The organism is Nocardioides sp. CPCC 205120 (assembly GCF_048654585.1).
In the GTDB taxonomy this organism is placed as follows: domain Bacteria; phylum Actinomycetota; class Actinomycetes; order Propionibacteriales; family Nocardioidaceae; genus Nocardioides.
Genome location: NZ_JBMCYY010000002.1, coordinates 144,053 through 164,599 on the forward strand (window position 1 = coordinate 144,053; position 20,547 = coordinate 164,599).

Sequence of the window (20,547 nt, forward strand, 5' to 3'; positions counted from 1 at the left end):
CGGTCGAGCCGCGGAAGGCCCGCTGGCCCGTCGTGGCGTGGGGGCTGTGGGACTGGGGGTCGGCGGCGTTCAACGCCGTCATCACGACCTTCGTGTTCACGGTCTACCTGACGGCGGATGACGACGCGGGCGAGCCGCTGTTCGGCTCCGGCGTCGACACCAAGCTCGGCTGGGCCCTCGCCGCGGCCGGCCTGACCATCGCGGTGCTGGCCCCCCTCATCGGCCAGCGCGCCGACCGTTCCGGGCGCCGCACCTTCTGGCTGACGGTCAACACGATGCTCGTCGTGGTCGCCTCGGCCCTCATGTTCCTCGTGACCCCCGACGCGAGCATGCTCTGGCTGGGGCTGCTGCTCCTCGCGGCGGGCAACGTCTTCTTCGAGCTGGCGTCGGTCAACTACAACGCCATGCTCAACGAGATCGCCACCCCGGCCACCGTGGGCCGCATCTCCGGGCTCGGCTGGGGCCTGGGCTACCTCGGCGGCATCGTGCTGCTGCTGTTCGTGTACTTCGGCTTCATCAACCCCGAGGTCGGCCTCTTCGGGGTGACCGGGGACGAGGGCCTCGACGTGCGCGTGACGATGCTCGTCTGCGCGGCCTGGACCCTCGCGTTCTCCCTGCCCGTCATCCTCACCATCCGGGACCGTCCCCGCGACGCCGCCGCGGCCCGCGAGCCGCGCCTCGGGATCGCCGCGTCCTACCGCCGGCTGTTCGCGACGGTGGCCGAGCTGTGGCGCACCGACCGCGACACCGTCTACTTCCTCGGCGCCTCCGCGGTCTACCGCGACGGGCTCGCGGGCGTCTTCACCTTCGGCGCCGTCCTGGCGGCCGGCACGTTCGGCTTCAGCGACGGCGGCGTCATCATCTTCGGCGTCGCCGCGAACGTGGTCGCGGGCATCGCGACCATCGCGGCCGGCGCGCTCGACGACCGCGTCGGGCCGAAGCGGGTCATCGTCGTCTCGCTCGTGTGCATGTGCCTCGCCGGCGCGGCCGTCTTCCTGTTCCACGACGGCGGCACCACGGTGTTCTGGATCTTCGGCCTGGTCCTCTGCATCTTCGTCGGCCCGGCGCAGTCGGCGTCGCGCTCGCTGCTGGCGCGTCTCGTGCCGCCGGGGCGCGAGGGCCAGGTCTTCGGGCTCTACGCCACGACCGGCCGGGCGGCCAGCTTCCTCGCCCCGATGGGCTGGGCGCTGGCGCTGACCTTCGGCGCGGCCGTCACGGGCACCTCCTCCGACGACGCGCAGTACTTCGGGATCCTCGGCATCCTCGTGGTGCTGCTCGTGGGCCTGCTGCTCCTGCTGCCCGTTCGCGCGGGCCTGCGGCCGGGTACGACGCTCGCCGAGCCGCCCCGCGTGTGAGCAGGGGCGTCTTTTCGGGAATCCCCGGCCGACCAGTACCGTTGAGCACTTAGGCGTAGGGACCGATCGGAGAGGTGGAGGTGCCCGCATGGCAGAGCGCACGTTGCGAGGAGCGCGACTCGGGGGGCAGTCCTTCGAGGACGAGCGCGGCATCGAGTTCGCCGCGCGTCAGCAGGTGGGCTACCGCTGCACGCAGGGTCACGAGTTCGAGATCACGATGTCCGTCGAGGCCGACATCCCGGCGAACTGGGAGTGCCCGCGCTGCGGCTCCGAGGGGCTGAGCACCGCCGGCATCCAGCCGGAGGAGAAGGTCGAGAAGCCGGCCCGCACGCACTGGGACATGCTGCTCGAGCGGCGGTCCGAGGGCGAGCTCGAGGAGATCCTCACGGAGCGCCTCGAGATGCTGCGCGGCGGCCAGATCGGGCCGGCGCACCTGCACCGGCCCAGCCGCAGCAAGGGCTGACGCCCCGCGGGGTCAGGCCCGGGGCCCCTCGTCGGGGTCCACGACCTCGCCCCGCACCACGTCGTCGCGTCCGGCAGCCCCGGACGTCGCGGACGACCCGCCCCCCGGGGTGGGCCACGAGCCCGTCGGTACGCCGTACCGGCGGGCTCGCCGTGTCAGCAGGGCCCGCAGCGGCCGTCGTACGACGGGGCGCGCCACGAGGAGCAGCAGCCCCAGGACCCCGTTGACGAGGCCGGGCACGATCATCAGACCAGCTCCCACGACGACGAGGACGCCGTCGAGGAGGTCGTCGGCCGGCGGGCGACCCGAGCGGGCCGCGTCCAGCGCGGCGCGCCACGAGCGCCGCCCCTCGCGGCCCAGCAGCACGACGCCGCCGACCGTGGACGCCACGAGCAGCAGGGCGGTCGGGAGCACGCCGATCCACCCGGCGACCACCACGACCGCGGCCACCTCGACGACCACTCCCACCAGCAGCGGCAGCACGAGGCGCAGGGTGCGCAGGCGCGCCGCCCGGACGCTGCCGGCCGGGTGCGGTCCCTGTCCACCGGGTCCGCCGGGGCCCGGGGTGAGCGGGACGTGGGGCGTGGAGCTCACGGGCGGCGGCGCTCCCGGACGAACCGCCGCAGCTGGCGCCGGCGCTCGCGCAGGCCCCAGCGGGTGATGCGCCGCAGGGACTCCCCCGCCACCGCGCCCGTCATCTTCGACTCGCCGCGCTCGCGCTCGACGAACTCGATCGGCACCTCGGCGACCACGAGGCCCGCCTGCAGGGTGCGCCACGTCAGGTCGGTCTGGAAGACGTAGCCCGTCGACTGCACGGAGGCCAGGTCGATCTTCTCCAGCGTCGTGCGGCGGAAGAGCCGGAACCCGGCCGTCGCGTCACGCACCCGGATGCCGAGGAGGAGGCGCACGTAGAGGTTGCCGCCGCGCGACAGCGCCATGCGGGTCCACGGCCAGTTGACGACGGAGCCGCCGCGCACCCACCGCGACCCGATGACGAGGTCGGCGGACCCCAGGGCGTCGAGCAGCCGGCCGAGCTGCTCGGGCTGGTGCGAGCCGTCGGCGTCCATCTCGCCCACGACGTCGTAGCCGCGCTCGAGGGCCACCGCGAAGCCGTGGAGGTACGCCGCGCCCAGGCCGGCCTTCTCCGTGCGGTGCACGACGCTGACGGCCGGGTCGGCGGCCGCGAGGCGGTCCGCGATGGCGCCCGTGCCGTCCGGCGACCCGTCGTCGACGACGAGCACGTCGAGCTCGGGCTGGGCGGCGCGCACCCGGGCGACGACCGCCTCCAGGTTGAGCGCCTCGTTGTACGTCGGCACGACGACCACGCCGCGCCCCAGGTCGCTGTGGCTCATCCCACCGTCTCCCTCGTCGTCCCTGCGGTGCCCCGGGACCCGACGGGCCCGGTCTCCCCGTTCTCCGCTGTGTGCTCCGCGTGCCCGCCGTCCTCGGCCCGCCCGGACGCCCGCCCGGACGCCCGCCGGCCGGCGTCGCCGCTCGCGCCGTCGCGCTCCCCCGCAACGGTACGCCGCCGCAGCCACGCGACGCCCAGTCCCGCGAGCACCAGGCCGAGCAGCGGCAGGACGGTGGCCGCCGTGACGCCCGCCGCGACCCACGGGCCGATCCGCAGCCCCGGGGTCACCACGTCGTTCAGCACCACGTCGGCCTCGACGACGCCCCGCGTGCGCCGGTCGATCGAGCGCACGACCTCGCCGTCGGGACCGACCACGGCGCTCTGGCCGTTGATGGCGGCCACGACGAGGTACTTGCCGGACTCGAGCGCCCGCAGCCGGGTGATCTCGAACTGCTGGTCGACCTGGTGGGTGCGGATGAACATGGCGTTGGAGGTCTGCACGGTGAGCAGCTGCGCGCCGGCCCGGACCTGGTCGCGGAACCCGTCGTCGTACGCCACGTCGAAGCAGATCGCGTTGCCCACCCGGATGCCCGCGACGTCGAGCGGGGTGTCGCGGGTGCCCGCGACCATGTCGCGCGGGATCAGGTCGAAGTCGTCCACGATCGAGGCCAGGCCGGCGTTGCGGAACGGGATGAACTCGCCGAACGGCACGGGGTGGCGCTTCGCGTAGCGGTCGCCGGGGCCGGTGACGTCGTCCCAGACGATGCCCTGGTTGAGCACCTGGCCCTCGACCGGCGCGTCGACCATGCCCCCGACCACGACGGGCACGCCGACGGCGGCGACGGCCTCCTCGATGCCCGCGGTGGTCGAGCCGTCGGTGAAGGGGTCGACCGCGGTCGAGTTCTCCGGCCACAGCACGAAGGCGGGCTCCGGGGAGGTGCCGTCGGCGACGCGGTCGGCCAGCTCGACGGTGGTGCGCACGTGGTTCTCGGTGACCTCGCGGTGCACCGGCACGACGTCGTCGCCGGCGCCGGGCACGTCCCCTTGGACGGCGGCGACGGGGACGACCGGGCCGGAGGTGGGCACCTCGTAGGGCCGCAGCGCCGCCAGCGCGACGACGCCGCCCAGCACCCCGAGGGGTACGACGAGCCGCGCCACCCGGCGCCGGTCCCGCACGAGTCCCCGGCCCTCGGCCTGCAGCGCCACGACGGCGGCGGCGGCGAGGGTGCCGAGCAGGGCCAGCACGAGGCTGGTGCCGGCCGTGCCCACCCAGGGCAGCAGCGCGGAGAACGGGGTGTCGGCCGTGCCGAAGGCCAGCCGGCCCCACGGGAAGCCGCCGAACGGCCAGGTGCCGCGCAGCTCCTCGCAGGCCACCCACGCGGCCGCCACCCACAGCGGCCAGCCGCGCACGCGCTGCAGCGCCATCACGACGGGGCCGAGGACGGCGTAGTAGAGCGTCTCGATGAGGGACAGCGCGATCCACGCGTCGGGGCCCACGGCGCGCATCCACCACAGGAGCGCGAACTGGAAGGCCGCACCGAAGAGCGTGCCGAGCGCCAGGGCGGTGCGCACGCGGGTGCCGCGCACGGCGAGGGCGAGGCCGGCGACGGCCAGCGGGCCGCACAGCACGAGGCCCACCGGGTCGAAGGCGGCGGACCCGAGGAGACCCGCCACGACCGCGAGCAGCACGCGGAGACGGGACGACGCGGGCATGCGGGGAAAGGTAGCCCACCCGACGTGACGCCCCGGGATCGTCGGCGTGAACTCGCGGCGACCCTCCGCAGGGCGGAGGGGGTCGGCGTGGCCTTCGGACCGACGCGGGCCCGGCTGGCTACCGGGACCGAGAAGTTGTCTACGGACCACGCAACCCCCTCCGCGTCCACCACCGCAGCACGGGACCCGAGCGAGTCGGCCGGCCGGTCGGGAAGTGGTGCGCGACCCGTCGACCCACCGCTCGGCATCTCGGCCCCCACGCGCGAACTGCCCTAGGTGAACCCGGCACAGACTTCCGGTGTCGCCGGAGTGTGTCAATGTTGCGCTGACCTGGGCGGATGCACTATCGGCGCAGGTCAGGGCACGGGTGGCCCGCCGCGATTTTCCGCAGCGAATCCGCGCCCTCGCGGCGTGTCGCCGCCGGACACGCCGTCGTGCGGGCTAGGCCGCCTCGGGCCCCGGCACGACGACGGTCCCGGAGGCCCGCGTCGCGACCAGCGGCTCGTCCAGCAGCACGGCCGCGCCGGGGCGCCCCGGGGTGGCCGCGCCCCGCGCCACGACGCGCAGCTCGAGCGCCAGGCGGCGCGAGCGTCGCCCCACGGCGACGAGCTCGGCGCGCACCTCGACGACGTCGCCGGCCCGCACGGGAGCGAGGAACTGGACGTCGTCGTAGGAGGCGAACAGGCCCTCGTCGCCGTCGGTGCGGATGCACATCTCGGTGGCCACGTCGCCGAACAGCCCGAGCCCGAACGCGCCGTCGACCAGCCCCCCGGCGTAGTGGGCGTGGGAGTGCGCGACGTACCGGCGGTGGGTCACGACCGTGCCGACCACCGGGCCCGCCCCGGGGGCGCTCACGCCGCCACCCGCCGGCGTACCCGGTCGACGAGGAAGCTCGCGACCTCGCCCGGGGTCGTGCCGCGGGCGAAGACCCGGTCGACGCCGAGCTCGTCGGCCATCCGCTCGTCGAACCGCGGGCCCCCCACCACGAGCAGCGGCCGCCGCGCCGGCGGGTAGGCCTCCCGGAACGCCGCCGCCATCTCACGGGTGTTGAGCAGGTGCGCGTCGCGCTGCGTCACCACCTGGGAGACCAGCACGGCGTCGGCCTGCTCGGCCACGGCCGCCGCCACGAGGGCGGGGACCGCGACCTGGGCGCCGAGGTTCACCACCTTGATCTCCCGGTAGTACTCCAGCCCCTTCTCCCCCGCGAACCCCTTCACGTTGAGGATGGCGTCGATGCCGACGGTGTGGGCGTCGGTGCCGATGCAGGCGCCGACGACCACGAGGCGCCGCTGGAGGCTCTCGCGGATCGCGAGGTTCGCCTCCTTCGGGCCCAGCAGCGGGTAGTCGCGCTCCACGACCTCGACCCGCGCGGTGTCGACGACGTGGCGCACCCGTCCGTAGACGACGAAGAAGGTGAAGCCGTCGCCGATCGGGCGGGCGTGCACCACCATGGCCGGGTCCATGCCCATCTTCGCCGCCAGCTGCTCCGCTGCTCCCTCGGCGAGCTTGTCGTGCGGCAGCGGCAGGGTGAAGGAGAGCTGCACCATCCCGTCGCCGGTCGTGTCGCCGTACGGGAGCACCAGGCGGCCCGGCGGGGCCTCCCCCGGGGCGGGTGGTGTCCCGGGCGGGGTCGGGGGTGCCGGTACGTCGGCAGGTGCGCTGCTCACGTCGCCTCCAGCAGGTCGGTGGCCGGGTTGTGGTAGTCGTCCGCCTTGACGCGGACGCCGTCGAGGCCGCGGCCGCCGTCGGGCGGGCGGCGCATGAGCCCGAAGGTGCCGTCGGCGATGGCGTCGAGCAGGCCGCGCTCGTGGGTGAGGATCCGCTCGAGCAGGTCGACGGACTCGGCGAGCACCTGGTGGGCGCGCTGCACGATGACGCCGTCGGGGGCCGGGTGGAAGTCCTCGTGGAGCCGGCCCGCGGCGTCGAGCACGTAGCGGACGTTCTGCAGCGCCAGGTCGCGGTCCGAGAGCCACGGGGTGACGACCGCCTCCGTCATCATCCCGACGAGCAGGATGCCCTGGCCCGTCAGCGCCCCGGCCAGGTTGAAGAACCCGTCGAGCAGGTAGCCGCGGAAGACGTCGCCGGTCATGTGGCGCGTCGGCGGCATCCACTTGAGCGGGGCGCCGGGGAAGAGCTCGCGGGCCAGGAGCGCATGGGCCAGCTCGAGGCGGAACGAGTCGGGCACCGCCGGGTCGATCTCGAAGGCGTGGCCCAGGCCCAGCTGCCACGTCTCGAGCCCGGCCTCGCGGGCGAAGAACTCGTTGAGGAGCTGGCTGGTCGTCACCGTGTGCGCGGCCTCGACGGCGTCGGCGGTGGTGAGGTAGTTGTCCTCGCCGGTGTTGATGATGATGCCCGCCCGGGCGTGGACCTGGCGGCTGAACCGCTGGTCGACGAAGGTGCGCACCGGGTTGATGTCGCGGAAGAGGATCCCGTACATCGAGTCGTTGAGCATCATGTCGAGCCGCTCGAGACCGGCGAGCACGGCGATCTCGGGCATGCACAGGCCGCTGGCGTAGTTGGTGAGCCGCACGTAGCGGCCCAGCTCCCGGCTCGTCTCGTCGAGCGCGGCGCGCATGAGCCGGAAGTTCTCCTGCGTCGCGTAGGTGCCGGCGAAGCCCTCGCTGGTCGCCCCCTCCGGCACGAAGTCGAGGAGGCTCTGCCCGGTGCTGCGGATGACGGCGATGACGTCGGCCCCGGCGCGGGCCGCGGCCTGCGCCTGGGGCACGTCCTCGTGGATGTTCCCGGTCGCGACGATGAGGTAGATCCACGGCTGGCGCGGCGCGTCCCCGACCTCGCGCAGCAGGCGGTCGCGCTCGGCGCGCCGGGCGTCGACGCGGGCCAGGCCGGCGGCGACCGGGCCGTCGGCGGCGGCGCGGGCCGCCCGGGCGTCGGCGCCCGTCGGCAGGCGGAACCGCACGGACCCGGCGGCCGCCTTCTGCGCGAGCGACGGCAGGTCGTCGGCCTCGCCGCGCAGCAGGGCGTCCCAGACGGGCACGACGACGCCGTGCGCGAGGGCGTCCTCCCCGAGGTCCTCGTCGAGCACGTCGAGGAGCCGGTTCACCCAGGGCGTGCCCTCGGCGTCGGCACCGGGCAGCCCCGCCAGGCGCAGGGTGGCCCGCTCCACGGCCACGGTGGTGTGGGCGCGGGCCAGGTCGACCACGGGCTGCCCGACGCGGGCCGCGAGCTCGCGGGCGCGCCGTACGGTCTGGGGCGGCAGGTGCAGCTTCACCGGCGGGCCTCCCGCTGCTCCAGCAGGCTGCGCACGGCGGGCACCGTGCGCACGAGGTCGAGCGCGTACGCCGCGTGGCCCGGCACGTAGCCGTTGCCGACGAGCATCGTCACGTCGGCGGCCAGGCCCTCGGCGCCCAGCGCCGCCGCGGTGAACGACGTGGCCATGGAGAAGAACACGACCGTGCCGCCGTCGGCGGTGGCGAGCACCGCGCCGCCCTCGCAGCCGGGCACGTCGACGCAGACGACGGTGACGTCGGCCGGTCCCCCGCCGGCGACCACGGCGTCGCGCAGGGCGACCGGGTCCCGGGCGTCGGCGAGCACGACGGCGTCGGCGAGCCCCGACGCCTCGAGCGCCGCCCGCTCGTGCTCGACGGGGACGACGCCGACCACCCGTGCGGCCCCGGCGTCCCGGGCGGCGGCCAGCGAGAGCGACCCGGACTTCCCCGCGGCGCCCACGACGGCCACCACCGGTGCTCCGCGGTCGCGCTCGTGGTGCGCCGCCACCACGCGGCGGGTGAGGGCGGGGGCGCCGCACACGTCCATGACCGAGAGGGCGAGGTGGTCGGGCAGGTCGTCGGGGAGGACGGCGGCCACCGAGCGGCCGAAGAGGATGGCGTGCCCGTCCGTCGGCACCTGCTCGCCGCGCCCGTCCCACCGCTCGAGGCCGTCGGCCAGGACCAGGGGGGTCAGGGAGAGGGAGACGAGCGTGGCCACGCGGTCGCCCACCCGCAGCCCGAGCGGCGAGGCCGGCCCCACCTCCTCGACGGTGCCGAGCAGCATGCCGCCCGAGCCCGTCACCGGGTTCTGCATCTTGCCGCGCTCGGCGACGATCCCGAGCACCCGCGCACGCAGGGCGGGCACGTCGAGCGCGCCGTCGGGCTGCTGGTGCTCCCCCACGAGCTGGCGGTACGACGCGGCGTCCAGGTTGAGCCGCTCGACCCGCAGGCGCACCTCGTCGTCCGCCACCTCCGGGCGGGCGTCCAGGCGCGCGGCGGCCTGGGGCAGCACCCGGGGGCGGTCGAGCACGCGGTGCAGGCCGACGGGGTCGGCGGCGGGCAGGGTCTCTTGGGTCAGCGACATGTGGCGTCTCCCGGTCTGGACGACAGATCTTCCGGCGTGATGATCGACACACGGGACGATCTCCGCCTACTGTGGCAGAGGCCGCCCCCGGCGGCAACGACCACGCCGACACGTCCGGAGGAACCCCATGAGCCTCGACAGCGCGACCGGCCCGGTGGGCGCGCCGCAGCCCTACGCCTACGCGCGCACCGAGCTGGTGGAGCCCGACTGGCGGCGGCTGCCGGGCTGGCGCGACGTGACCGCAGAGGAGTGGGCCTCCGCGCAGTGGCAGCGGGCGCACTGCGTGAAGAACGTGCGGCAGCTGCGGGACCTGCTCGGCGACCTCGTCGACGACGCGTTCTACGCCGACCTCGAGCGCGACCAGGCCGCGACGGCCACGATGTCGATGCTCCTGCCGCCCCAGATGGTCAACACGATCGCGCCCCACGTCGTCCCGGCGGGTCCCGGCTCGCTGACGTCGGCCTGGTACGCCGACCCCGTGCGCCACTACATGCTGCCCGTGCAGTCCGACCGGCGCACCGACTGGCCCTCGCACCCCTACGCGGCGCGCGACTCCCTGCACGAGCACGACATGTGGGCCACCGAGGGCCTCACCCACCGCTACCCCACCAAGGTGCTCGCCGAGCTCGTCACCACCTGCCCGCAGTACTGCGGGCACTGCACGCGGATGGACCTCGTCGGCAACTCGACGCCCGCGGTGCCGAAGCTGAAGTTCGTGGGCCGCCCCGGCGACCGGCTCGAGGACATGCTCGCCTACCTGCGCCGCACCCCCGCGGTGCGGGACGTGGTGGTGTCCGGCGGCGACGTCGCCAACATGCCGTGGCCCCGGCTCGAGGCGTTCCTCGACGCGTTGCTGCAGATCGACAACATCCGCGACGTGCGGCTCGCGACCAAGGCGCTCGTCGGCCTCCCCCAGCACTGGCTCGGCGACGACGTGCTCGCCGGGGTGGAGCGCGTGGCCCGGACCGCTCGCTCGCGGGGGGTGTCGTTGGCGCTGCACACCCACGCCAACCACGCCGCGTCGGTGACGCCGCTCGTCGCCCGGGCCTCCCGGGCCCTGCTGGAGGCGGGCCTGCGCGACGTGCGCAACCAGGGCGTCCTGCTGGCCGGCGTCAACGCCGACGCCCACGACCTGCTGGACCTCAGCTTCGCGCTGCTCGACGGCGCGGGCATCACGCCGTACTACCTCTACATGTGCGACATGATCCCGTCGGCCGAGCACTGGCGGGTGTCGGTGGCCGAGGCCCAGCGCCTGCAGACCGCGATCATGGGCTACCTCCCGGGCTTCGCCACGCCGCGGATCGTCTGCGACGTCCCGTTCGTCGGCAAGCGCTGGGTGCACCAGACGGCGTCGTACGACGAGGTGCGCGGCATCTCGGGGTGGACCAAGAACTACCGCACCTCGCTCGAGGCCGACGACCCGGCGGCGCTGAGCCGCGAGTACCACTACTACGACCCGATCCACACCCTCGGCGAGGAGGGCCGGGCCTGGTGGCGCGAGCAGCAGGCGGTCACGCCCGTGCCCGGCGTGCCCGCCGGCGTCTGAGACCCGGCCACCCCTCCGAGGCCGAATGGGCAGCTCAGGTGACGGGGCTCAGGTGACGGGGCTCAGGTGACGGGGCTCAGGTGACGGGGCTCAGGTGACGGGGCTCAGGTGACGGGGCTCAGGTGACGGGGCTCAGGTGACGGGGCTCAGGTGACGGGGCGGTTCTCGTAGAACGTCGTGAGCACCATGGTCGTGCGCGTCGACACGTTGGCCGCCGCGCGGATGCGGGCCAGCAGGCCCTCCAGCAGCGCCGGGGTCTCGACCCGCACCTTGAGGATGTAGGACTCCTCCCCCGCGACCGACCAGCACGACTCGATCTCGACGATGTCGCGCAGCCGCTCGGGGCAGTCGTCCGGCTGCGAGGGGTCGATCGGACGGATCGAGATGAACGCCGTCAGCGGCAGCCCGAGCTGGTCGTAGTCGATCGTCGCGCCGTACCCCCGGATGAGGCCGCGCTGCTCGAGCCGCTTCACCCGCTGGTGCACCGCCGACGTCGAGAGTCCCGTGCCCCGCCCCAGCTCGGTGAAGGACATCCGGCCGTCCTGGGCGAGCAGGGCGAGGATCTTGCGGTCCGTCTCTTCCACGCCGGACAGGCTAACGACTCGTGGCAGGATCGGCGCGTGCCCCACCGTGACCCGCGCCTCCTGCTGCTCGACACCGCCTCGCTCTACTTCCGGGCCTTCTTCGGCGTGCCCGACTCGATGCGGGCACCGGACGGCACCCCGGTCAACGCCGTGCGGGGCCTCATGGACTTCGTCACCCGCCTCGTCGGCGAGTACGAGCCCACCCACCTGGCCTGCTGCTGGGACGACGACTGGCGCCCGCAGTGGCGGGTGGACCTGCTGCCGACGTACAAGGCGCACCGTGTGGTCGAGGAGCGGGCGGCCGACCCGGACGTGGAGGAGGTGCCGGACCCCCTCGAGGTGCAGGTGCCGATCATCCGCGAGGTGCTGGCCGCCTGGGGGCTGCCCGTGGTGGGGGCCGCCGAGCACGAGGCCGACGACGTCATCGGCACGCTGGCGACCGGGGCGGGCATGCCCGTCGACGTCGTGACCGGCGACCGCGACCTCTTCCAGCTCGTCGACGACGAGGCGCAGGTGCGGGTGCTGTACACCGCCCGGGGCGTCGGCCGCCACGAACGCGTCACCGAGGACGTGGTGCTGGAGAAGTACGGCGTGCGCGCCGACCAGTACGCCGACTTCGCCACCCTGCGCGGCGACGCCTCCGACGGGCTGCCGGGGGTCAAGGGCGTCGGTGACAAGACCGCCGCGACGCTCCTGGGCCGCTTCGGCGACATCGCCGGCATCCGGGCCGCCGCGACCGACCCGGCCGCCGACATGGCCCCGGGTGTCCGCGCCAAGGTCAAGGCCGCCTCCGACTACCTCGACGTCGCCCCGAAGGTCGTGGCCGTGGTGCGCGACCTGCCCGTGCGTGACGTCGACCTGCGCATCCCCGGGACGTCCATCGACCCGGCGGCCGCCGTCGCGCTGACCGAGCGCTGGGACCTCGGCACCAGCGCCGAGCGCCTGACCGCGGTGCTCGGCGCGCTCGACTGACCCCGGAACGGTCCCGTCCGGTGGCGTGGGGGGCCGCCGTACGGTGGAGGTCATGGCACGCATCGCAGTCGTCGGAGGAAATGGTCAGATCGCTCGCCACCTGCACCCGCTGCTGGTTGCGGCCGGGCACACGCCGGTCGCGTTGGTGCGCACGATGGCGTACGCGCCCGACCTCGAGGCGCTCGGCGCCGAGGTGCGCGAGCTCGACATCGAGAACAGCACGACGCGGAGCTACACGGACGCGCTGACGGGGGTCGAGGCGGTCGTGTTCGCGGCCGGCGGCGGCCCCGACGGCAAGATCGAGCGCAAGCGCACCGTGGACCTCGGCGGCGCCCTCGGCACCATCGCCGGCGCCCGGGAGGCCGGCGTGCGCCGCGTCGTCCAGATCTCCGCCATCGGCGTCGACCAGCCCGTCCCGGACGACACCGAGCCGGTCTGGAAGGAGTACGTCGCGGCGAAGCGCGACGCCGACAAGGCGCTGCGCGCCTCCGGCCTCGACTGGACGATCATCCGGCCCGGCGGCCTGACCGACGACGCGCCCACCGGTGCGGTCACCCTCGCGAGCGAGGTGGAGCGCGGCACCGTCACGCGCGCCGACGTCGCGGCCGTGGTCGCCGTCTGCCTCGGCGACGCCCGCTCGATCGGCCGGCAGTGGGAGCTCGTGAACGGCCCGACCCCGATCGCGGAGGCCGTCGCCACCGCGGAGTGACCCTCGGGCCCTCAGCCCAGCACGATCCTGGCCGGCTCCTCGCCCTCGCGAGGGGCCGGTCGTGCGTCGTGGGCCAGCAACGCCATGCGGCGCACGTCGTAGCGGGTCGCGCCGTACCGCAGCCGCTCCCGCTCCACGCTCTCGGGCACGAAGCCGACGGCCTCCGCCACGGCCGCCGACGCGGGGTTGTCGGTGCGGTGGCCCAGCTCGAGGCGGTGCAGCCCCAGCTCGTCGAACGCGTGGGCGACGACGGCGGCGAGGGCGCGTCGTACCAGCCCGCGGCCGCGCACCGCGCCCGAGCTGAGGTAGGACACCCAGGCGGTGTCGTGGGTGCGGGACACGTCGGTCAGCGCCACGTTGGCGACCGGCACGCCGTCGTCGAGCACGGCGAAGGCGTAGCGCTCCCCCGCCGCCGGGTCGGGCTGCCACACGAGCATGCGCTCCAGGCACGCGGACGCGTCGGCGAGCGTGCGCACCGGCCACGGGTACTGCCGCTCGAGGTCGTCGGAGGCGGTGAAGATCGCCAGCACCGCGGGCGCGTCGTCCCGCCGCCACGGGCGGAGCACCGGCCCGCTCACCGCGCCGTCACACCTCGGCACCGAGCGTGCTGAACGCCACGATCCCGCGGTCGAGCAGCCCCGCGGCCTCCCGGGCGGTACGGCGCAGCGCACCGTCCTGCGTCGCGTTCGCCACCTGGTCGACGACGTCGAGCAGCTGCTTGACGACGCGGACGAAGTCGCCCGCCGGCATGCCGGTCTCGCGCAGGATGTCGTCGAGGTCGTCGCCGCGCGCCCAGGCGAGCGCGGGCCAGGTGAACCCGGCGTCGGGCTCGCGCAGCTGGTCGAGCTTGTGCCGGCGCTCGAGCGCGGACAGGTCGGCCCACAGGCGCCGGGTGGTGCTCACCGCGTCGGAGACGGGACCGGCCGGGATGCGCGGGCCCCGCGGGTCGTCGGTGCGTCGCGACTCGAAGACCAGCACCGAGAGGGCCGAGGCCAGCTCGGGGGCGGACAGGCCGCTCCACGTGCCGGCGCGCAGCGCCTCGGCCGCGACGAGGTCGAGCTCGGAGTAGAGCCGCATGAGGGCCCGGCCGCGCTCGGTGACCTCGTCGTCCTCGAGGTAGCCGAGCGTCGTCAGCACCTCGCTGACGCGGTCGAACTGCCGGGCGATCGTGTTGGTGCGCGACTCGATGCGCCGGCGCAGCGTCGCCGCCTCGGCCTCGAGCTTGGCCCACCGCTCGGCCCAGCGGGCGTGGTCCTCCCGGTCGGGGCAGTCGTGGCAGGGGTGGGCCCGCACCTCGGCGCGCAGCCGGGCGACCTCGGCGCGCTGTGCCTCGTCGGCCGCGTCGGCGCCCGTCGCGGGGGCGGGTGGCGGCACCCGCAGCGTGCGCACGTGGTTGCGCAGCGTCGTCGCCAGGTCCCGGCGCATGCCGGGGTTCCGCCCGTCGAACGACTTCGGCACGCGGATGCGGCTGAGCGCCCGCACCGGCTCCGGGAAGTCCATGAGGCCCAGGCGGCGGGCCTGGCGCTCCACCGTGACCACGGAGGGGCGCGGCTCGTCCTCGCCGAGACCGGGGTCGACCACCACCGCCCAGCCGCTGAACTTGCCGGCGGGCACGTGGATGACGTCGCCGCGCCGCAGGCGCACGAGCGATCCGACGACCTCCTCGCGGCGGTCGAGGCGCCGGGCGCGCGCGCCCGCCTTCTCGGCCTCGCCCACACGGCGGCGCAGCGCGGCGTACTCCATGAAGTCGCCCTTGTCGCACGTCGCGGCCTCGGCGTACCCGCTCAGCGCGTCGTCGCTCTTGCGCAGCTGCCGCGCCAGCCCGACGACCGCCTTGTCGGCCTGGAACTGGGCGAACGAGCTCTCCAGCAGCTGGCGCGAGCGGTCCGCCCCGAAGCGGTGCACGAGGTTGACGGCCATGTTGTACGACGGGCGGAACGACGAGCGGAGCGGGTAGGTCCGCGTGGAGGCCAGGCCGGCGACCTCGGAGGGGTTCATGCCCTGCTGCCACAGCACGACGGCGTGGCCCTCGACGTCGAGGCCGCGGCGCCCCGCGCGGCCGGTGAGCTGGGTGTACTCCCCCGGCGTGATGTCGGCGTGGGTCTCGCCGTTCCACTTGCTCAGCTTCTCGAGCACGACGGTGCGGGCGGGCATGTTGATGCCGAGCGCGAGCGTCTCGGTGGCGAAGACGGCGCGCACGAGACCGCGCACGAACAGCTCCTCGACGCACTCCTTGAAGGTGGGCAGCATGCCGGCGTGGTGCGCCGCGACGCCGCGCGCGAGGCCCTCGGCGAACTCGTCGTACCGGAGCACCTTGCGGTCGGCCCGCGGCAGGTGGGCGCAGCGCTCCGCGACGTACGCGCGGATCTCGGCCTCCTCCTCGGCGGTGGTGAGGCGGATCTCGGCCTCGAGGCACTGCTGCACGGCGGCGTCGCAGCCGGCCCGGCTGAAGATGAAGGTGATCGCGGGCAGCAGCCCGGCGCGCTCGAGCCGCTCGACGACCTCGGCGCGGCTGGGCACCCACACGCGCCGGCCGTTGCCGACGTCGCGCCCGCGCCCGGCGCCCGCGCCGCCCTGGCTGCGACCGCCCCGCTGACCGCGGGGGGCCCGGCGGTCGCGGACCCGCACGCTCGCCCAGTCGTCGCGGGCGACCCGCAGCAGCTGCGGGTTGACCTTCGCGCCCGCCCCGGCGAAGCCCGCCGACGCCTGGGCGTCGTCGCGGGCGAAGAGGTCGTGGAGGTGCCGACCGACCATCACGTGCTGGAACAGCGGGACGGGGCGGCGCTCCTCGACGATGGTCGTCGTCTCGCCGCGCACGGTGGCCAGCCACTCGCCGAACTCCTCGGCGTTGGAGACCGTCGCCGAGAGCGAGGCCACCGTCACCGACTCGGGCAGGTGGATGATGACCTCCTCCCACACCGCGCCGCGCGAGCGGTCCGCGAGGTAGTGGACCTCGTCCATGACCACGTACCCGAGGTCGGCGAGCGTGCGCGACCCCGCGTAGATCATGTTGCGCAGCACCTCCGTGGTCATCACGACCACGGGCGCGTCGCCGTTGACGGCGTTGTCGCCGGTCAGCAGCCCGACCTGGTCGGCGCCGTACCGGTCCACCAGGTCCGCGAACTTCTGGTTCGACAGCGCCTTGATCGGGGTCGTGTAGAAGCACTTGCGGCCCTGCGCGAGCGCGAGGTGCACGGCGAACTCGCCGACGATCGTCTTGCCGGAGCCGGTGGGTGCGGCCACGAGCACGCCGCGGCCCTCCTCGAGCTCGCGGCAGGCGCGCAGCTGGAAGTCGTCGAGCCCGAAGCTGTAGTGCTCCGCGAACGCCCGGAGCTCGGGGTGGGCCTGCCCGGCCCGGAACGCGGCGTAGCGCTGCGCGGGGCTGAGGTCGTCGGTGTCGTCGGTGTCGCCGGCGGGGCCGCTCACGCGATCACCTCCACGGCGGCGGGGACGGCCGTGACCGTCAGGGGCAGCGGCCCCACGGGCTCGCCGTCGGCGTACGCCGTGATGCCGGCCGCCGCCACGGTCACCGAGCGCGCGCGGTGGTGCTCGTACGCCGGGTGGCCCGTGTGGGTGCCGCGGTAGAGGGAGGGGAAGGCGCGGACGAGACCGCGCCGGTCGAGGGACCGCACGACCACCACGTCGAGCAGCCCGTCGTCGGTGCGGGCCCCCTCCGTGATGCGCAGACCCCCGCCGAAGGACGAGGTGTTGCCGACAGCAGCGAGCACGGCCTCCACCGTACGCACCCGCCCGTCGAGCTCGAGGGTGTAGCGCCGCGGCGCGAGATGGCGCAGCTCCACCGCGGTGGCCACGACGTAGCGCGCGGGGCCGCGGGGCCAGCTCATCGCGGCAGCGCGGTCGGCCACGAGGGCGTCGAACCCGCAGGCCACGACGGTGGCGACCCACCGGTCGCCCACCCGCGCCAGGTCGAGGGTGCGGCGGGCGCCTCCCACCACGCGGTCGGCGGCACCGGCGGGGTCGCCGGGGATCCCCAGCTCGCGTGCCAGGTCGTTGCCCGTGCCGGCCGGTACGACGCCCAGCGCCGTCGCGGTGCCCGCCACGTGCTGCAGCGCGAGGTGCACCGTGCCGTCGCCCCCGCAGGCCACCAGGGACTCCACGCCGCTGCCGACCGCGTCGCGCGCGAGCACGCTCGCCTCCTCGGCGCTGCCGCCGACCAGGTCGAGCACCTCGAAGCCGGCGCGGCGCAGGCGCGGCAGGACGACCGCCCGGGCGTGGGCACCCCGGCCCCGGCCGGCCCCCGGGTGGGTGAGGAGGGCGATGCGTCGCACGCGGCTCAGATCGGCGACGGCTGGTCGTCGGCGAGGCCGGCGAACGGCGAGCGGGCCGCCTTGCGCTTGTCGAGGAAGCGGGCGATGACCTCGGAGATCCCGACGAGCACGCACATGGGGCCGGCGAGGAAGAGCATGGTGAACGGGTCGGTCGAGGGGGTGGCCAGCGCCGCGAAGACGAAGATGCCGATGACGAACCACGCCCGGTACTGCCCGATCGTGCGGCCCGGGAGCACGCCGACGAGGTTGAGCAGCACGAGGAAGACGGGGATCTCGAAGGAGATGCCGAAGACCAGCAGGGTGCGCACCAGGAAGCTGAGGTAGTCGCCGAACTCGACGAGGTTCGTCAGGTCGGCCTGGGTGAACCCGATGAGGATCTCCAGGCCCTTCGGCAGCGTCAGGTAGCCGACCGCGACACCGACCATGAACAGCGGCCCCGCGATGGCCGCGAACACCCGGCTCCACTTGCGCTCGTGCGCGTGCAGCCCCGGGAGGATGAACGCCCACACCTGGTAGAGCCAGTACGGGCTCGTGGCGACGACCGCCGCGAGACCGCACAGCTTCAGGTAGAGCATCAGCGGTCCGCCGACACCCGCGATGGTCGCCTGGGTGCTCGTCGAGTCGTCGAGCGCCTCACGCGCCGACTCGTAGGGCTGGAGGATGAGCTCGAAGATCAGGTCGAAGAAGAACAGGGCCACGACGAACGCCACCAGGAAGGCGACGAGCATGCGGAGCACCCGCCCGCGCAGCTCGCGCAGGTGGTCCGAGAGGGCCATCCGGCCGTCGGTACCGACCTCGTGCTGCGGCTTGACCGAGAAGAAACGCAGGAGTCCCTTGATGGCCACGGCGCTCGGTGGGACCGATCAGCCGTTGGTGGTGTCGCGGCGCTCCGGGCGCACGACGTCGGCGTCCTCCACGGGACGCGTCTCGGTGCGGGCCGCCGGGATCCCGCGGGGCTCGTCGTCGAGCGTCGCGGACGACGCGCCCTCCTTCGGGGTGTCGTCGTCGTCGCGCAGACCCTTCGTCTCGGACTTGAAGATCCGCAGCGCCTGACCGGTGCCGCGGGCCAGCTCGGGAAGCTTCTTCGCACCGAACAGCAGGATGACCACGAGCACGATCAGGACGAGCTCCCACCCGCCGGGCATTGCGATCAGTGGCTGAGTCATGGCTTCCTCACGTGGGGGACGACGGACGACTCCCCCATCCTACGGGACGTCACCGGTAGTGACGGAGGGCCCGCCGCGCGCGGTCCGCGAGCTCGTCCCCGGGGCCTGCCGGTGCCAGCACCCGGGCGTGCGGCGCGAGGCGCAGCAGCAGCCGCTGGAGCCAGCGCGGGTCGGCCACGCGCAGGTCGACCTCGACCGCGCCGCCGCCGGCGGGGCGCACCGCCTCCACCGGGTAGTAGTCCGGGACCCACCGCACCTCGGGGTCGAGACGCAGGGTGACGAGGGTGCTGCCGGGCGGCGGCACGAACAGCTGCTCCTCGCCCGCCGTGGTGTCGGCCGCGGGCGCGTCCTCGTGCTCCGCGTCCACCGGCGTCGGCAGCACGCGTGCGGCGTGGACGCGGTCCACGCGGAAGGTGCGGGGCGCGTCCGCGGTGTGGCACCACGCCTCGAGGTAGAGCAGGCCGCCGTGCTCGACGAGCCGCGCGGGGTCGACGACCCGCGTGGACACCTCGTCCCGGGTCGGCACGTGGTAGTCGATCGTCAGCTGGCGGCGGGCCGCGACGGCCTCGCGCAGGGTGTCCACGATCTCGGCGTCCCGCCCGCGCACCGCGGGGCCCTCACCGGGGTCGATCGTGGCCGTCTGCCCGCCCAGCGCGGTCTCGATCTTCAGCAGGGCCCGGTCGACGACGTCGCGGGTGGCGGGTGCCGCGTGGGTGCGCAGCACGCGCAGGGCCACGACGAGGGCGGACGCCTCGGTCGGGGAGAGCCGCAGGGGCCGGTCGAGGTAGTCCGCGTTGGACATGCGGATCAACCGGTCGCCGTCGGGCTCCACGAGCGCGTCGATGTCGACCTCGATGAGGTCGTCGGGGTACCCGCCGGGCAGCCCGCACAGGAACAGCACGCGCAGGTCCTTGACCACCTGCTGGGGCGTCACGCCCAGGTCGCGGGCGGCCTGGTCGACGTGCACCGCGCCGCGGGCGTTCAGGTACGGCACGAGGGCCAGCATCCGGCCGACCTGCTCGCGGGAGCCGGCGCCGCTCACGGCGCGTCCTCTCCCGGGGCGCCCTCGCCCGGCACGACGCCGAGGCCGTCCAGCAGGGCCTCGAGGCGGCGTACCACCTCGTCCCGCAGGCGCTCCGGCTCCTCCACGACCACGTCGGGGCCGTGCTCCAGCACCGCCTCCACGACGCTCGGGCCGGAGCCCTCCAGCCGCACGCGGTCCCACGTCTCGCCGTCGGGGCCGGGCACGCCGGGGCTGACCTCGACCGCGTCGCGGCGCAGGGCGAAGCCGGTGCCGGGCCGCACCAGCAGCACGGCCGGTACGCCGGTGGGCGGCGGCGGCGCGAGCCGGCGGGCGACCTCGCCGACGTCGACGCCCTCGGGCGGCTCGAACGCGTCCCGACGACCGGTCATGCGGGCCTCCCCCACGATCCGGGAGAGGCGGAAGACCCGCTCCTCCTGGCGGTCGACGTCGCGGCCCACGACGTACCAGCGACCGCCGTGGCGCACGAGGCCCCACGGCTGCAGGTGGCGCTCGACGGGCGCGTCGTCCTTGGTGCCGAGGTAGTCGAAGACCACCTCGCAGCGCACGTGCACGGCCTCGACGAGCACGTCGAAGGCGGGCTCGGCGGCCCCCAGGCGCGGCGGGGAGATGCCGAGGTCGGCGCCGTCGTGCCGGGGGTCCTCCAGGGGCACCGGGACCCCGGCGGCCGACAGCTTGCGCACACCGGCCAGCGTGGCGTCCGCGAGGCGGGCGCTCTCCCAGACCTGAGTGGCGACACCGAGCACCGCGGCCTCGTCGGGGTCGAGCACGACGTCCGGCAGCGCGAAGTCGCTCGGCCGCACCAGGTAGCCCGGCTCGTCCTCGAAGAGCACGTCGCGCTGGCCCACCTCGAGCGGGACGCCGAGGGAGCGGAGCTCCTCCTTGTCGCGCTCGAACATCTTCTCGAAGGCCTCGTCGCCGGCGTCGGGGTACAGCTCCGCCCGGATGCGGTCCTTCGGGACGTGGGTGCGCTGCACGAGCAGCATGATGAGCAGCTTCATCAGCCGCTCGCTGCGGTTCGCGCTCATGGCCTCACCCCGTGCCCG

The 20,547-nt window shown here is 74.7% G+C and carries 20 protein-coding genes; 5 read left to right on the forward strand and 15 right to left on the reverse strand.

The window, feature by feature from the left end; genetic code table 11:
• Positions 1–32 precede the first annotated feature (32 nt).
• Both ACOACO_RS11735 and ACOACO_RS11740 read left to right on the forward strand, forming a co-directional pair.
• Positions 33–1,355, forward strand: coding sequence for an MFS transporter (locus ACOACO_RS11735; protein ID WP_420297225.1), 1,323 nt, complete (start codon positions 33–35; stop codon positions 1,353–1,355).
• Between the two features lie 88 nt (positions 1,356–1,443).
• A complete protein-coding gene (locus ACOACO_RS11740) occupies positions 1,444–1,818 on the forward strand; it encodes an RNA polymerase-binding protein RbpA (protein WP_420296463.1) in 375 nt (124 codons plus the stop codon).
• Positions 1,819–1,830: 12 nt separating this feature from the next.
• Here ACOACO_RS11740 and ACOACO_RS11745 read toward each other — a convergent pair whose 3' ends face one another.
• The 7 genes from ACOACO_RS11745 to ACOACO_RS11775 all read right to left on the reverse strand — a co-directional run bounded on the left by ACOACO_RS11745 (position 1,831) and on the right by ACOACO_RS11775 (position 9,193).
• Positions 1,831–2,412, reverse strand: a complete 582-nt coding sequence (locus ACOACO_RS11745; RefSeq protein ID WP_420296464.1) for an FxsA family protein — start codon at positions 2,410–2,412, stop codon at positions 1,831–1,833.
• The gene (locus ACOACO_RS11750) at positions 2,409–3,170 is read right to left on the reverse strand and encodes a polyprenol monophosphomannose synthase (protein ID WP_420296465.1); all 762 of its coding nucleotides are present in this window, start codon (positions 3,168–3,170) and stop codon (positions 2,409–2,411) included. Before ACOACO_RS11750 ends, ACOACO_RS11745 begins: the two co-directional genes overlap by 4 nt.
• A complete protein-coding gene (gene lnt / locus ACOACO_RS11755) occupies positions 3,167–4,882 on the reverse strand; it encodes an apolipoprotein N-acyltransferase (protein WP_420296466.1) in 1,716 nt (571 codons plus the stop codon). Before lnt ends, ACOACO_RS11750 begins: the two co-directional genes overlap by 4 nt.
• A gap of 441 nt (positions 4,883–5,323) precedes the next feature.
• Positions 5,324–5,698: a hotdog domain-containing protein gene (locus ACOACO_RS11760; RefSeq protein ID WP_420297226.1), complete on the reverse strand. Its 375-nt coding sequence runs from the start codon at positions 5,696–5,698 to the stop codon at positions 5,324–5,326.
• A 35-nt stretch (positions 5,699–5,733) separates the two neighbouring features.
• Positions 5,734–6,549, reverse strand: a complete 816-nt coding sequence (locus ACOACO_RS11765) for an OAM dimerization domain-containing protein (protein WP_420296467.1) — start codon at positions 6,547–6,549, stop codon at positions 5,734–5,736.
• The gene (locus ACOACO_RS11770) at positions 6,546–8,111 is read right to left on the reverse strand and encodes a lysine 5,6-aminomutase subunit alpha (RefSeq protein WP_420296468.1); all 1,566 of its coding nucleotides are present in this window, start codon (positions 8,109–8,111) and stop codon (positions 6,546–6,548) included. The genes ACOACO_RS11765 and ACOACO_RS11770 overlap by 4 nt, the downstream gene beginning before the upstream one ends.
• Complete coding sequence (locus tag ACOACO_RS11775) at positions 8,108–9,193, reverse strand: L-erythro-3,5-diaminohexanoate dehydrogenase (protein ID WP_420296469.1); 1,086 nt, start codon at positions 9,191–9,193, stop codon at positions 8,108–8,110. Before ACOACO_RS11775 ends, ACOACO_RS11770 begins: the two co-directional genes overlap by 4 nt.
• A gap of 127 nt (positions 9,194–9,320) precedes the next feature.
• Between ACOACO_RS11775 and ACOACO_RS11780 the strand changes: the two genes are divergently transcribed.
• A complete protein-coding gene (locus tag ACOACO_RS11780; RefSeq protein WP_420296470.1) occupies positions 9,321–10,739 on the forward strand; it encodes a KamA family radical SAM protein in 1,419 nt (472 codons plus the stop codon).
• Positions 10,740–10,885: 146 nt separating this feature from the next.
• Here the strand turns inward: ACOACO_RS11780 and ACOACO_RS11785 are convergent, their stop codons facing one another.
• Positions 10,886–11,323 carry an Lrp/AsnC family transcriptional regulator gene (locus ACOACO_RS11785; protein ID WP_420296471.1) on the reverse strand — a complete coding sequence of 146 codons (438 nt, stop codon included), beginning with the start codon at positions 11,321–11,323 and terminating at the stop codon, positions 10,886–10,888.
• 60 nt (positions 11,324–11,383) lie between these two features.
• Between ACOACO_RS11785 and ACOACO_RS11790 the strand changes: the two genes are divergently transcribed.
• A complete protein-coding gene (locus tag ACOACO_RS11790; RefSeq protein WP_420297227.1) occupies positions 11,384–12,295 on the forward strand; it encodes a 5'-3' exonuclease in 912 nt (303 codons plus the stop codon).
• A gap of 52 nt (positions 12,296–12,347) precedes the next feature.
• Entirely contained in the window at positions 12,348–13,004 is a 657-nt protein-coding gene (locus ACOACO_RS11795; protein ID WP_420296472.1) for an SDR family oxidoreductase, read from the forward strand.
• An 11-nt stretch (positions 13,005–13,015) separates the two neighbouring features.
• On the opposite strand, the gene ACOACO_RS11800 is transcribed toward ACOACO_RS11795, so the two are convergent.
• The 7 genes from ACOACO_RS11800 to ACOACO_RS11830 all read right to left on the reverse strand — a co-directional run bounded on the left by ACOACO_RS11800 (position 13,016) and on the right by ACOACO_RS11830 (position 20,529).
• Positions 13,016–13,582, reverse strand: a complete 567-nt coding sequence (locus ACOACO_RS11800) for a GNAT family N-acetyltransferase (protein WP_420296473.1) — start codon at positions 13,580–13,582, stop codon at positions 13,016–13,018.
• A 7-nt stretch (positions 13,583–13,589) separates the two neighbouring features.
• On the reverse strand, positions 13,590–16,430 hold the full coding sequence (locus tag ACOACO_RS11805; RefSeq protein ID WP_420296474.1) for a DEAD/DEAH box helicase: 2,841 nt from the start codon (positions 16,428–16,430) through the stop codon (positions 13,590–13,592).
• Positions 16,427–17,293 (reverse strand): diacylglycerol/lipid kinase family protein, encoded by an 867-nt coding sequence (locus tag ACOACO_RS11810; RefSeq protein WP_420296475.1) that lies wholly within the window; start codon positions 17,291–17,293, stop codon positions 16,427–16,429. Before ACOACO_RS11810 ends, ACOACO_RS11805 begins: the two co-directional genes overlap by 4 nt.
• 5 nt (positions 17,294–17,298) lie before the next feature.
• Positions 17,299–18,069 carry a twin-arginine translocase subunit TatC gene (gene tatC, locus ACOACO_RS11815; RefSeq protein ID WP_420296476.1) on the reverse strand — a complete coding sequence of 257 codons (771 nt, stop codon included), beginning with the start codon at positions 18,067–18,069 and terminating at the stop codon, positions 17,299–17,301.
• 87 nt (positions 18,070–18,156) lie between these two features.
• A complete protein-coding gene (gene tatA / locus ACOACO_RS11820; protein WP_277500858.1) occupies positions 18,157–18,459 on the reverse strand; it encodes a Sec-independent protein translocase subunit TatA in 303 nt (100 codons plus the stop codon).
• Positions 18,460–18,508: 49 nt separating this feature from the next.
• Positions 18,509–19,501 carry a helix-turn-helix transcriptional regulator gene (locus ACOACO_RS11825; protein WP_420296477.1) on the reverse strand — a complete coding sequence of 331 codons (993 nt, stop codon included), beginning with the start codon at positions 19,499–19,501 and terminating at the stop codon, positions 18,509–18,511.
• Entirely contained in the window at positions 19,498–20,529 is a 1,032-nt protein-coding gene (locus ACOACO_RS11830; protein WP_420296478.1) for a helix-turn-helix transcriptional regulator, read from the reverse strand. The genes ACOACO_RS11825 and ACOACO_RS11830 overlap by 4 nt, the downstream gene beginning before the upstream one ends.
• Positions 20,530–20,547 lie beyond the last annotated feature (18 nt).

Bases quoted from the DNA above. Each gene is read 5' to 3' on its own strand.
- ACOACO_RS11740 (WP_420296463.1), top strand. From the start codon at position 1,444: ATGGCAGAGCGCACGTTGCGAGGAGCGCGACTCGGGGGGCAGTCCTTC.
- ACOACO_RS11750 (WP_420296465.1), bottom strand. From the start codon at position 3,170: ATGAGCCACAGCGACCTGGGGCGCGGCGTGGTCGTCGTGCCGACGTAC.
- lnt (WP_420296466.1), bottom strand. From the start codon at position 4,882: ATGCCCGCGTCGTCCCGTCTCCGCGTGCTGCTCGCGGTCGTGGCGGGT.
- ACOACO_RS11775 (WP_420296469.1), bottom strand. From the start codon at position 9,193: ATGTCGCTGACCCAAGAGACCCTGCCCGCCGCCGACCCCGTCGGCCTG.
- ACOACO_RS11780 (WP_420296470.1), top strand. From the start codon at position 9,321: ATGAGCCTCGACAGCGCGACCGGCCCGGTGGGCGCGCCGCAGCCCTAC.
- ACOACO_RS11795 (WP_420296472.1), top strand. From the start codon at position 12,348: ATGGCACGCATCGCAGTCGTCGGAGGAAATGGTCAGATCGCTCGCCAC.
- tatC (WP_420296476.1), bottom strand. From the start codon at position 18,069: ATGGCCCTCTCGGACCACCTGCGCGAGCTGCGCGGGCGGGTGCTCCGC.
- tatA (WP_277500858.1), bottom strand. From the start codon at position 18,459: ATGACTCAGCCACTGATCGCAATGCCCGGCGGGTGGGAGCTCGTCCTG.
- ACOACO_RS11830 (WP_420296478.1), bottom strand. From the start codon at position 20,529: ATGAGCGCGAACCGCAGCGAGCGGCTGATGAAGCTGCTCATCATGCTG.